Genomic DNA, 11,818 nt, shown 5'->3' on the forward strand with positions numbered 1-11,818 from the left:
GCCATGCAGAACTCAAACAGTTATCCACGCGACCTGATCGGCTACGGCCGCAACCTGCCTCACGCGCGCTGGCCCGACCAGGCCCGCATCGCCGTGCAATTCGTGCTCAATTACGAAGAGGGCGGCGAAAACTGCGTGCTGCACGGCGACAAGGCCTCCGAGCAATTCCTGTCGGAGATCATCGGCGCGGCCGCGTTCGAATCGCGTCACATGTCGATGGAATCGATCTACGAATACGGTTCGCGGGCCGGGGTCTGGCGCATTCTGCGCGAGTTCGAGCAGCGCAAGCTGCCGCTGACCGTATTCGGCGTCGCGATGGCCCTGCAGCGCCATCGCGACCTCACGCAGGCCTTCGTCGACCTCGGCCATGAGATCGCCTGCCACGGCTGGCGCTGGATTCATTACCAGAACATGGACGAGGCGACCGAGCGGGAGCACATGCGCATCGCCATCGACATCCAGCGCGAACTGACCGGCAATGCGCCGCTCGGCTGGTACACCGGCCGCGACTCGCCCAACACCCGCAGGCTGGTGGTCGAGCAAGGCGGCTTTACCTACGACTCCGACTATTACGGCGACGACCTGCCGTTCTGGACCGAGGTGCAGACCTCGTCCGGCGCAGCCAAGCCGCACCTGGTGGTGCCGTACACGCTCGACAGCAACGACATGCGCTTCGCCACCGCGCAGGGCTTCAACACCGGCGAGCAGTTTTTCCAGTACCTGAAGGACAGCTTCGACGTGCTCTACGAAGAAGGCGATCCGCAGGGCCAGGACCGGCCGAAGATGCTGTCGATCGGCATGCATTGCCGGCTGCTGGGACGGCCGGGCCGCTTCCGCGCGCTGCAGCGCTTCCTTGACTATGTGCAGTCGCACGACAAGGTCTGGATCTGCCGCCGCATCGACATTGCCAACCACTGGATCAACACCTATCCCTATCAAGCGAAGCAAGCGAAATGACAAACAAGACCACATCCCTGGCCGTGCTGAACGCGATGAGCGTTGCCGAATTCACCAACACGCTCGGCGCGATTTTCGAACATTCGCCCTGGGTGGCCGAACGCGCGGCGGCAAAGCGGCCTTTTGCCAGCGTGCAGCAACTGCATGATGCGATGGCAGCAGCGGTGCGCGATGCCGCCGAGGACGAGCGCCTGGCGCTCATCCGCGCCCACCCGGAACTGGCGGGCAAGGCGGCGGTGCGCGGCGAGCTGACCGAGGAATCGACCCGCGAGCAGAAGGGCGCGGGGCTGGACCAGTGCAGCCCGGAGGAATTCGCGCGCATGCAGGACCTGAACCAGCGCTACAACGACAAGTTCGGCTTCCCCTTCGTCATCGCCGTCAAGGGCCACGACCGGCACAGCATCCTCGACAACTTCGCGCGCCGCCTGGAAAATCCGCGCGATGCAGAGGCCAGGGAATGCATCGAGCAGATCATCCGCATCGGTGGCTTCCGCCTCGCCGACAGCGTACAGGCCTGATCCTGGCCTGAATATCACAACATCAGAACGAGCCGCCCGCCTTCCTGCCTCAGGCAAGGAAAGCGGGTAATGCTCGCGCCCGCGTCACGCAGCTACACCATCAAAAACACACTTCGGAGGAGACACCATGAAAATCAGGACAATATCCCTGCTCGTTGCCGCAGCCTGCCTGCAGGCCGCGACGGCGCAGGCGCAATCCAGCGTCGCCGTACAGGGCGCGGTCGACCTGTTCGCCGGTTCGCTGAAATACAGCGGCGACGCCGGCCGCCGTTCCGTCGTCAACAGCGGCGGCATGACCACCTCGTATTTCGGATTCAAGGGCAGCGAAGATCTGGGCGGCGGCCTGCGCGCCGAATTCGCGCTCAACGGCTTCTTCCAGGGCGATACCGGCACATCCGGACGTTTCGGCGGAGACAATCTTTTCTCGCGCGACGCCAACATCGGCATCGCCGGCGGCTTCGGCAAGATACAGTTCGGCCGCGGGCTTGCGCCGAGCTTCCTGCCGACCGTGCTGTTCAATCCCTTCGGCGATTCCTTCAACTTCTCGCCGCTGGTCGTGCATGCCTACGTGCCGTCGGGCGCCTTCGGCGCGCGCACCTGGATCGCCTCGAATGCGGCCGACAGCGGCTGGAGCAACCAGATCATCTATTCCACGCCGGACTTCAACGGCTTGCGCGCCAACGTGCATTACCAGTTCGGCGAAGTGGCCGGCAGCAGCGGCACCAACAACATCGGTGTCAATCTGCTGTATGCGAAGGGGCCGCTCGGCTTGGCGGCGTTCTACCACAACGCTCAGGTCAGCAATCCCAACGGCGGCGCCGCGCTGATCGATGCGACCGCTGCGCCGGTCAACTACCGCGCCATCAACAAGCAGAAGGCTTATTTCCTGGGCGGCAGTTACAACCTCAATGTCGCCAAGCTGTTCGCCACCTATCAGGTCAATGACGATGACACGCCGACCGCCGCGGACATGAAGGACAAGACGGTCAGCCTGGGCGCGAGCGTGCCGGCAGGGCAGGGTTCGGTGCTGGCCAGCTATGCGAGGACCAAGCGCGACGGCAGCCTGGTCGGCGCCGACCTGAAGCGAGACACCCTGTCGGTCGGCTATGACTATCTGCTGTCCAAGCGCACCGACGTATACGCGATCTACATGGCGGACAAGATCACGGGCGCAAGCAGGGAGGGAAGTGTCGGCGTCGGCGTGCGCCACCGTTTCTGACGGAATGAACGGCTGCGGCGCAGACTGCATGTCTGCGCCGCATAGTCGGGTATTTACTTCAGCTGTTCCCTGACCTTCTCCAGTGCCGCCTGAGCGCACTGGTCATCCAGATGGCCGCCCGGCGCGCCGCCGATGCCGATGCCGCCGATCACGTCGTTGCCCGCCTTGATCGGCAAGCCGCCGCCGAGCAGCAGGAAGCCCGGCAGATACACCAGGTTTGCCGCGCCGGCATTCTTCTGCGCGTTTTCCATCATCATCAATGTCGATGCCTTCGCGGACGCCGAGGTATAAGCCTTTTGCTGGCTCGACGGCAGCGTATGCGGGCCGGCCGCGTCTGCCCGTTGCACCGCCTTTACCGTGCCGGCGCGGTCGACGACGGTGACCGACACCGCATAACCCTTCTCGGCGCAGGCCGCGACGCCGGCGGCGGCGATCTGGCTGGCCAGCTCCAGGCCGATGTTGCGTTCGGTGCGCACTTGCGCATGGGTGGCCGGCGCAGCCGACATGGCGAGCGCGATCAGTGCGGCGGACAGGGTCTTGGTGGCGAGATGCATTTGAGCTCCTTGGTATTGTTGGTTGTCGGTCCGGATGACCGTGCAAGCAGGTTAGCAAGGCGCTGCATTCGAAAAATCCGCAAAGCCCCGTGCGGCGCTAAGTAACTTTACGTAGTGCCTGAAGCTGTGGGTGGCGTGATGCAATGATGACAACCGCACCGGACGCAAGCCCGCGAACGCCCATGAATTCATGCCGGAATGACAATGAACTGCCGGAATGAGTAACCCGGTGGCCTGACCAATGTCGCATAGAACCGGTTTGGGCGAGACAAAGTGGCTTCATTGTGTTGACAGCCGGTAACATTTTCCTGAAAATCGGTGAATGCTGTTTGCAGCACCCCGATCTCCCGCCCCGACCCCGCGGTTAACAACCCGACTTCTGCAGTACCACCATCCATCGCATCTGTGCGGCCCAAGCCTTGGCCGGCACCATTGCACGTCCCATTTCCGCTCGGTCAGCCGACCGGCATGCGGGGGCGAAATGAAGGGAGAACTTATGTTCAATCATGTAAAACTTGGTACCCGCCTGCTGGCGGGTTTTCTGTCCATCGCCGTGCTTGGCGCAATCGTCGCCGGCATCGGCATATTCAACATGAGCCGCATCAATACGCTTGCCGAGCGCATGTATGAAAACGAGCTGCAGGGGCTTTCCAATATCAAGGAAGCCAACATCAACCTCATCTATATCGGGCGGGCGCGCGGCAACGTGCTGCTTTCCACCACCGATGAGGAGCGCCGCACCAACATCGACAACATCCGCAAGTATGCCGACGAGCTGCGCGAGCATATCGACAAGGCCCGGCCGCTGTTCGTCACCGACAAGGCGCGCGAACTGTTTGCCGAGTACGACCGCCTCGCGGCGCAGTATGCGCAGTCCACCGCCAATTCCCTGAAACTGGCGCAGCAGGAGGCGCTGGCCCAGCGCAGCCCTGAGTTGACGGCGGCGCTTGCCGAAACCCGCCAGCATGCCAATGCGCTCGACAAGCTGCTCAGCGAACTCGCCGACCAGAAGGAGGCACGCGCCAAGGTCGCGGCCGAAGATGCCGCCGGCGTGTACAGGAGCAGCCGCAACTTCATGATCGCGCTCACCGTCTGCAGCACGCTCGCCGGCCTCATCCTCGGCATTTTGATCACGCGCCGGCTGACCCGGCAGCTGGGCGGCGAACCGGAACAGGCCAACGAGGTGGCCGCGCGTATCGCGGCGGGCGATCTCACCGTCGACATTCCTGTCCGCAAGGACGACAGCAGCAGCATGATGTTCGGCCTGCGCCAGATGCGCGACAGCCTTGCGGCCATCGTCAGCGATGTGCGTACCGGCACGGAAACGATTGCCACGGCATCGTCGCAGGTGGCGGCAGGCAGCCAGGATCTGTCGTCGCGCACCGAGGAGCAGGCCAGCACGCTGGAAGAGACCGCATCCTCGATGGAAGAAATGACTTCCACCGTCAAGCAGAACGCCGACAATGCGCGCCAGGCCAGCACGCTCGCCAATACGGCTTCCGGCATCGCGGTGCGGGGCGGCGATGTCATCGGGCAAGTGGTCGCGACGATGGGCGAAATTACCGACTCCTCGCGCAAGATCGTCGACATCATCGGCGTCATCGACGGCATCGCCTTCCAGACGAACATCCTGGCGCTGAACGCCGCAGTGGAAGCAGCCCGCGCCGGCGAACAGGGCAGGGGTTTTGCGGTGGTGGCTTCCGAAGTGCGTACGCTGGCCCAGCGCAGCGCGGCGGCAGCCAAGGAGATCAAGTCGCTGATCGACCGTTCGGTGGAGCGGGTCGAGACGGGCAGCACGCTCGTCAGCGAGGCGGGAACGACCATGGAGGAGATCGTCGGCAGCGTGCGCCGCGTCACCGATATCGTCGGAGAAATCAGTGCGGCCAGCGAGGAGCAGACGGCGGGCATCGAGCAGATCAATCAGGCCGTCACGCAGATGGATGAAGTGACCCAGCAGAACGCGGCGCTGGTGGAAGAAGCCGCCGCCGCGTCGGATGCGATGCGCGACCAGGCAATGCGGCTGGCGCAGCTGGTGAGCGTGTTCAAGCTGAACGCAGGTGCGGGAAGGGGAGCGGGCGTCGCGGCGCCACCAGCGCAGGATGTGCGTTCCGGCCATCGTCACATTGTGGCGTCGAGACCCCAGAACAGGCGCGCGGTTGCGGTTGCGCCCCGCCCGCAGGTCGCGCCTGCGGCGCATGCCGGCGGGGAATGGGAAGAATTTTAAACATTCAGCCTGAAACAAACACCCAGTAACCGATGCAGGGAACGGTTTCCGTTCCCGCAAAACCGGTCCATGCCGAAGCCAGGCAGCATGAAAGGACTCACCGCGTGGTGGGTCCTTTTCTTTTCAGGCGGCTGCACGTCGAACTGTACGCATCGTTGTTTGATGTACGCGGCAGCTGCTTGCATGCGCGCACGCAGGAAGGAACTCAAGGCCGCCTTGTGCCACATATGATGAGTCAGTAGACGAATCGAACAAGAAATGACAAGCCGATCAATCAGGATGGCATTGGCAATTTCTATAATCTTATTTTTGATGCGAGGCTTCCATGGGCGCCGTAAACTCCTCACTGAAATATAATTTCAGGCCTGATGACTACAACGCTCCGCAAGTCAAGCGAGGAGCCGATGGCAACTATAATCTCACCGACTATCAGGCAGCGCTGACGGTGCGCAGTTGGATGTACAACAACATGCCAAATGGGATGATAGGTTTTCAAACGGTCCAGGGTGCAGCCCGTTTACCCAAGGAAGGTTCAAGTGATATTTCAATTGATGGAAAAACTTATACGTTAACGGAACAGGATAAAGCAGCGTTTCGGAAATTCAATCATGACGGTCTAACGCTATTTCGCAGACTGGATGGAGGCCACAACGGTACGCATGACCTCGTAATGGGTATCTGGGATATTGACGCCGCGATCAAGAATGGCAGGTTGCATGGAGCGGCAGACCATTCTCCAAATGGAGAATGGAGAAATCGTAATAGCGAGATGCCGCCTGCCGAGGCGGCAAAGATTTTTGATGACTATGTTTCCAAGAGACTAGGCGGCAGTTGGAACATGGCCGAGCGAGATCTGAAATACGTAGCCAACGCGCATGGAATGTACCTCCCTACGAAAGATGGAAAGCAATTTCTAATGATCGACGACCCACAAGTCATCCGCGCCGCAAGTGTACTTCTGGATAATTGGGGCGAGGTTCAGATCGGTGAAGGAAACAGCGTCGGAATGCTGTCGCAGGAAGAATTGCAGAAACTGATGTCGCTGTAAGCGGGTAGACACAAACTCAACCTTCCACCAGCGGCGCATACTGCCGCACCAGCTGCGCCAGCGTCTCGGCTTCCAGCTTCTCGGCGAGATTGGCGCGGTGCACTTCCACCGTGCGCGGCGACAGATCCAGCGCACGGCCGATCTCGCGGTTGGTCAGGCCCGCCACCAGCAATTCCAGCACCTCGCGCTCCCGCGCGGACAGGCGGGCGAAGCGTTCCTGCGCCGTGCGCTCGGCTTCCTTGCGGCTTTTCTGCAGCAGGTGGGTCTTGAGCGCCTTTTGCAGCGTATCGATCAGCACTTCGTCATCCACCGGTTTTTCGAGGAATTCGGTGGCGCCGGACTTGAATGCGCGCCGGCACAAGTCCACGGTGGCGTGCCCGGTGAGAATGATGACCGGCTGCGTCACGTTCATCGCCATCAGGCGGTCGAGCAGGCTCATGCCGCTGCCGCCGGGCATGCGCACATCGAGCAGGATGGCGCCGGGCTGCTCCGGATCGAAGCGCAGCAGGAAGGAGTCGGCATTCGCATGCGACTGCACCTGCATGCCGACGGTGGACAGGAGCAATGCGAGGCCTTGGCGCACGGCGTCGTCATCGTCGATCAGATATATCACCGGCAATACCGAGCTCATGCCGCCATCTCCTCTTCCATTCGTGAAAAGCGCAGTGAAAATTCCGCGCCGCCTGTCGTTCCGTTGGTGGCGCTGATCGCACAGCCCATGTTGCCGGCGAGGGTTTCACACAGCGTCAGTCCCAGCCCCAGCCCGTTTTCCCTGGTCGTATAGAAAGGCTCGAACAGTCGCGGCAATGCCTGCGCCGGAATGCCCGGACCGTTGTCGGCAATGCGCAGCACGGCCGCGCCGACAACGCTCCCCGATGCAATATGAATGCGCAGACGGCGCGCGGCGACCGGCATGCCATCCATCGCCTGCAGGGCATTGAGCAGCAGGTTGTGCAGGATCTGGTCCAGCGCAACGGGGTCGGCCTGCACGGTGACGGGCGCCGATTCTTCGATATGCACCGGCGCCGTGTGCCGCTGCTGCAGCTCCGGCTCCAGCAGGTGCAGCGCCCGCCGCACCGCGTCGCCCAGTACGACAGGACTGATCGGCTGTTCCTGCTGCCGCTGTTCCACCAGGCTTCGCAGGCGGTTGATGACGGCGCTGGCGCGCTTGGCTTGGGCGATCGCATGACCAAGCGCCGCCGTTGCCGCCTGCACCTCGCTTTTCTCCATGTCCAGCAGGCGACGCGCCGCCTGGCAATTGGCGAGTATCGCGGTCAGCGGCTGGTTCAGTTCGTGCGCCACGCCCGCCGACAGCTCTCCCAGCGTACTGAGCCGCTCGGCGCGGCGCAGGCGCAGCAGGCTTTCCGCCCGCCGTCGTTCCACGGCTTGCCGGCGCGCTGCATAGGCTGCGGCCACGATCAGCGCGGACAGCACGCTCCAGATCGCAATTGCCGCCAGCGGCAGGTCTGACCAGGCAAGGCCGCGCCGGATGAGAAGACCGAAAGGCTGGCTGTCGGAGGAAAGATGCTTGCTGAAATCCATCTGCCATGCGGCCGCCGCCAGCGGTCCCTGCTGCAGCAGCATGCTGCTGCCGGCATCATGCAGCTGCACCTGCAGCGGAGCGGTCGGCCATTCGGTGCGCGGAACCATTTGGCGCATGTCGATCTGCAGGGCCCAGCTGTCGCGCTCCCCGGCCTGCACCAGCCAGTATCGGCCGCGCGTGAAGTCGCCGCCGGCGACCTCCGCATGTCCGCTGCGGCGGGAGGCGGCCTCCGCCTTGAACAGCGTCGCATCCCAGGACGGCTCCATGCGGCTGCACAGCACGGCAGTGATCTGGGGATAGATGCGCATGATCTGCGCACGCGCCGACGGTGCGCATTTCGCATCCTCGGCGCCGACGGCCGCGAGCGTGGCGAGGATGGTGTCGTGCTGCACGGTCCGCTGCGTCAGCAATCGGTGGGCAATCCGGCTGTCGGTTTCGAAGAGCTGGCGCTGTGCCTGGAAATCCGAATAACAGAGCCAGCCGCTGCCGCCTGCCGTACACGCCAGCCATGCGGCCAGCCAGGCGAGGCTGCGGGTCCGGTTCTTGAAAAAATGACGCATGGGCATGTCGGCCTTTCCGGCGGTGCCGCGGAAAATTGCCTCAAAACAACGCAGGCCATTCCGAACGAGCAAGTATTGTATACAAAGTTTGTATAGTAGGCTAAGCTCCGCGGCATGTACAGATGGCGCCGCGTCACTGTGTTTTTCCGGTTCGATCTCTGCCCGAAGGAGCTTGCATGTTTCGTAACACCAGCGTCGGAATGCGTCTTGTGTGGTTGATCGCATTCAACAGCCTGCTGCTGATCGTTTCCGGCGCGGCGGCGCTGGCATCCCTCTACAAGAGCAACGAGGCCACGCGCCATCTGTACGAGAACCAGCTGGCGGCCAGCATTCATCTGGCCGACGCGCGTTCCAACCAGATGCTCGTGCGGGTGCTGCTCGACCAGGCGGCCTTCGCGCCGGACTCCCCCGACGCGGCCAAGCGCATCGCCGGCGCCGAAGCCTTCATGCAGAAATCCCGGCAGGCGTGGAATGCCTATGTCGCGCTTCCCCGCAATGAAAAGGAAGAAGCGCTTGCCGCCGATGTCGCCGCCAAGCGCGACGCCTTCTTCAACAATGGCGCGGCGGTGCTGATCAAGTCGCTGCAGGCACTCGACCGCGACGCAATCGGCCGCAACGTGATGGAAGTTCTTCCCGCCCTCGACCGCGAACTCAATGCACGCGGCACGGAACTGGCGCAAATGCAGCTCAACAGCGCCAAGACCGAGTATGAACAGGGGCAGCAGGATTTCAGGATGTTCGAACGCATTGCGGTGTCGGTGATCGTCATCGGCGTGCTGCTCGGCGCCTTCGTGGCATGGATGATCCGCCGGTCCATCGTGCAGCCGCTGGGCGAAATGATGGTACAGCTCGACCGCATTGCCGGCGGCGATTTGAGCGCGCGCATCGAGCCTTGCGGGCGCAACGAGATCGGCCGCCTGATGGAGGGCCTGATCCGCATGCAGTCCGGTCTTTCCGCCATGGTCGGCAAGATGCGCACGGGTTCCGAACTCATCGCCACGGCCAGCCAGGAAATCGCGACTGGCAATGCCGACCTGTCGCAGCGCACCGAGGAGCAGGCGGCATCCCTGCAGGAGACTGCGAGCAGCATGGAAAACCTGGCCGATACCGTCAAGCGCAATGCCAACAATGCCAAACAGGCCAGCAGCCTGTCGGGCGACGCGCTGCGCATTGCCGAGGAGGGCGGCAAGGTGGTAAATGATGTCGTGGTCACGATGAACGGCATCAGCGCCTCTTCCGCGCGCATTGTCGACATCATCGGCGTCATCGAGGGCATCGCCTTCCAGACCAACATCCTGGCGCTCAACGCCGCGGTGGAGGCGGCGCGCGCAGGCGAGGAAGGGCGCGGATTCGCCGTGGTGGCGAGCGAGGTACGCAATCTGGCCCAGCGTTCCGCAGCAGCAGCCAAGGAGATCAAGGAACTGATCGACCACTCGGCGTTGCAGGTGAATCAGGGCGCCGCGATGGTGGATCAGGCCGGCAAGACCATGGAAAAAATCGTCGGCGCGGTCGGACGCGTTGAAAGCATCATGAGCGAGATCAGCCATGCCTCCGTCGAGCAAAGCGGCGGCATCGACCAGGTCAGCATCGCGGTGTCTCAGATGGATACGGTAACGCAGCAGAACGCGGCGCTGGTGGAGCAGGCCGCCGCGGCTGCGGAGTCGCTCGAGGAGCAGGCGCACCTGCTCAACGAAGCGGTGGCGCAGTTCAGGCTGCCGGCAAATGCCCTGCAGAAGCTCTAGGCTTTCCGCGAAGGCACTTCCGGATTCCGCGTCAAGCTCCGCTGACGAAGTGCACCAGGTCGCGGTTCAGCTCGTCCTTGTGCGTCACGAACAGGCCATGCGAGCCGCCTTCGTAGACCTTGTATTGCACCGAGCGCAGCAGTTCGACGGTGCGGTTCGCGCTTGCCTCCGGCGGCACGACCTGGTCGGCATCGCCGTGAATGACCAGCGCGGGCACGGAAATGCCGGCGAAGTCGTTGCGGAAGTCGGTCTCCGCGAAGGCATGCACGCAGTCCAGCGTGGCTTTCAGTGAAGCCTGCAGCGTCAGGTGCTGCATCCAGTCCAGCGTGGCCTGCGATACCGGGTGCTTGAGCATGCCGACATTGAAGAACTGCTTGCCGAATGTCGCCAGGAAGTCGGGCCAATCCTTGTTCAGGCCTTCCAGCATCTGCTGAAAGACCGCAGCATCCACGCCCTCGGGGTTGTCGCCGGCCTTCATGAGATAGGGCGTGACCGAGCCCACGAACACGACCTTGGCGACGCGGGCACCGCCATGCCGCGCCATGTAGCGGGCGACTTCGCCACCGCCCATGGAGAAGCCGACCAGCGTCACGTCCTGCAGATCGAGGCCGTCGAGCAATCCCTTCAGGTCGTCTGCCAGGGTGTTGTAGTCATAGCCTTCCCAAGGCTTGGAGGAGTGGCCGAAGCCACGCCTGTCGTAGGCAATGGCGCGGATGCCGTGCTTCGGCAATTCCGCGCTCTGGTATTGCCACATCGCATGGCTCGCAGGCCATCCGTGAATCAATACGACAGGGCGTCCGGTTCCTACATCCTGGTAGGCAAGATGAACCGGTTCCCCGTTCGCGGAACGGCCGACTTCAATGGTTTGCATGCTGCGTCCTTTCTTGTTTTGACATGGACAGATTTTGTATGCTGCCATACATAGATAAAGCTGCAACACAAAGGTTCTCTACGGCGGAAATGTCTTCTATTGGCATCGGGAAAGACAACCGGTAATGAAGGCGCTCTCAGGCATTGCCTAGATAAGGAAATGGTGTCAAGCAGTGGAGCCCCGGCTGGCTATCGTTCCGGTGTCCAGGGGCTGGCGGTGCTCGCCGGTTACGGCTGAGCGGTGCGTCAATGCGTTGCGCCTGCAAACCAGGCGTCTTGTATGGCAAGAGGTGGAGGGAGCCTTGGGCGGGTAAATCAAAACAGTTTCACTTTCCTCGTACACGCCTGTGCACCGCAGCGGCTGCGCAATCCTCCGTTCCCCCATCTGTCTCGCCGCCGGAAGGCCTTGGACGCACAGCACAATCGTTTTTACAAGACATTACAAGCGCGCCGCCGCCGAATCTTGTCTTTCCTGCTCGTTTGAGTTCCCCTTCCCTCCAAGCTATAATCGCCGGCTCTTGTATGCCGCGGAATGGCCGCCGAACGCAGCTTGGCTTCGCTGAAGCAGGACCGGAACGCGTGT

Annotated in this window: 10 protein-coding genes; 6 read left to right on the forward strand and 4 right to left on the reverse strand. The window is 62.4% G+C overall.

Translation table 11 applies throughout. The features are described 5' to 3' along the window. Positions 1-3 precede the first annotated feature (3 nt). The 3 genes from puuE (at position 4) to IGW03_RS07855 (ending at position 2,694) form a co-directional block, all read left to right on the forward strand. On the forward strand, positions 4-957 hold the full coding sequence (gene puuE / locus IGW03_RS07845) for an allantoinase PuuE (RefSeq protein WP_194721969.1): 954 nt from the start codon (positions 4-6) through the stop codon (positions 955-957). Further along, positions 954-1,475, forward strand: coding sequence for a 2-oxo-4-hydroxy-4-carboxy-5-ureidoimidazoline decarboxylase (uraD, locus tag IGW03_RS07850; protein WP_194721970.1), 522 nt, complete (start codon positions 954-956; stop codon positions 1,473-1,475). Before puuE ends, uraD begins: the two co-directional genes overlap by 4 nt. Positions 1,476-1,602: 127 nt before the next feature. Next, complete coding sequence (locus tag IGW03_RS07855) at positions 1,603-2,694, forward strand: porin (RefSeq protein WP_194721971.1); 1,092 nt, start codon at positions 1,603-1,605, stop codon at positions 2,692-2,694. 53 nt (positions 2,695-2,747) lie between these two features. Here the strand turns inward: IGW03_RS07855 and IGW03_RS07860 are convergent, their stop codons facing one another. Next, a complete protein-coding gene (locus IGW03_RS07860; RefSeq protein ID WP_194721972.1) occupies positions 2,748-3,248 on the reverse strand; it encodes a GlcG/HbpS family heme-binding protein in 501 nt (166 codons plus the stop codon). A 496-nt stretch (positions 3,249-3,744) separates the two neighbouring features. On the opposite strand from IGW03_RS07860, the gene IGW03_RS38850 reads away from it, so the two are divergent. Continuing rightward, a complete protein-coding gene (locus tag IGW03_RS38850) occupies positions 3,745-5,472 on the forward strand; it encodes a methyl-accepting chemotaxis protein (RefSeq protein WP_194721973.1) in 1,728 nt (575 codons plus the stop codon). Between the two features lie 325 nt (positions 5,473-5,797). After that, complete coding sequence (locus IGW03_RS07870; RefSeq protein ID WP_194721974.1) at positions 5,798-6,520, forward strand: hypothetical protein; 723 nt, start codon at positions 5,798-5,800, stop codon at positions 6,518-6,520. A 16-nt stretch (positions 6,521-6,536) separates the two neighbouring features. Here the strand turns inward: IGW03_RS07870 and IGW03_RS07875 are convergent, their stop codons facing one another. Continuing rightward, positions 6,537-7,151, reverse strand: coding sequence for a response regulator transcription factor (locus IGW03_RS07875; protein WP_194721975.1), 615 nt, complete (start codon positions 7,149-7,151; stop codon positions 6,537-6,539). Next, entirely contained in the window at positions 7,148-8,629 is a 1,482-nt protein-coding gene (locus IGW03_RS07880; RefSeq protein WP_194721976.1) for a sensor histidine kinase, read from the reverse strand. Before IGW03_RS07880 ends, IGW03_RS07875 begins: the two co-directional genes overlap by 4 nt. Before the next feature lie 170 nt (positions 8,630-8,799). Between IGW03_RS07880 and IGW03_RS07885 the strand changes: the two genes are divergently transcribed. After that, positions 8,800-10,365, forward strand: a complete 1,566-nt coding sequence (locus IGW03_RS07885; protein WP_194721977.1) for a methyl-accepting chemotaxis protein — start codon at positions 8,800-8,802, stop codon at positions 10,363-10,365. A 31-nt stretch (positions 10,366-10,396) separates the two neighbouring features. Here IGW03_RS07885 and IGW03_RS07890 read toward each other — a convergent pair whose 3' ends face one another. Next, positions 10,397-11,236 (reverse strand): alpha/beta fold hydrolase, encoded by an 840-nt coding sequence (locus IGW03_RS07890; RefSeq protein ID WP_194721978.1) that lies wholly within the window; start codon positions 11,234-11,236, stop codon positions 10,397-10,399. Between the last annotated feature and the right edge of the window lie 582 nt (positions 11,237-11,818).

This window comes from Noviherbaspirillum malthae (genome assembly GCF_015352985.1).
Taxonomy (GTDB): Bacteria; Pseudomonadota; Gammaproteobacteria; order Burkholderiales; family Burkholderiaceae_D; genus Noviherbaspirillum; species Noviherbaspirillum malthae.

Bases quoted from the DNA above. Each gene is read 5' to 3' on its own strand.
- puuE (WP_194721969.1), top strand. From the start codon at position 4: ATGCAGAACTCAAACAGTTATCCACGCGACCTGATCGGCTACGGCCGC.
- uraD (WP_194721970.1), top strand. From the start codon at position 954: ATGACAAACAAGACCACATCCCTGGCCGTGCTGAACGCGATGAGCGTT.
- IGW03_RS07855 (WP_194721971.1), top strand. From the start codon at position 1,603: ATGAAAATCAGGACAATATCCCTGCTCGTTGCCGCAGCCTGCCTGCAG.
- IGW03_RS07860 (WP_194721972.1), bottom strand. From the start codon at position 3,248: ATGCATCTCGCCACCAAGACCCTGTCCGCCGCACTGATCGCGCTCGCC.
- IGW03_RS38850 (WP_194721973.1), top strand. From the start codon at position 3,745: ATGTTCAATCATGTAAAACTTGGTACCCGCCTGCTGGCGGGTTTTCTG.
- IGW03_RS07870 (WP_194721974.1), top strand. From the start codon at position 5,798: ATGGGCGCCGTAAACTCCTCACTGAAATATAATTTCAGGCCTGATGAC.
- IGW03_RS07875 (WP_194721975.1), bottom strand. From the start codon at position 7,151: ATGAGCTCGGTATTGCCGGTGATATATCTGATCGACGATGACGACGCC.
- IGW03_RS07880 (WP_194721976.1), bottom strand. From the start codon at position 8,629: ATGCCCATGCGTCATTTTTTCAAGAACCGGACCCGCAGCCTCGCCTGG.
- IGW03_RS07885 (WP_194721977.1), top strand. From the start codon at position 8,800: ATGTTTCGTAACACCAGCGTCGGAATGCGTCTTGTGTGGTTGATCGCA.
- IGW03_RS07890 (WP_194721978.1), bottom strand. From the start codon at position 11,236: ATGCAAACCATTGAAGTCGGCCGTTCCGCGAACGGGGAACCGGTTCAT.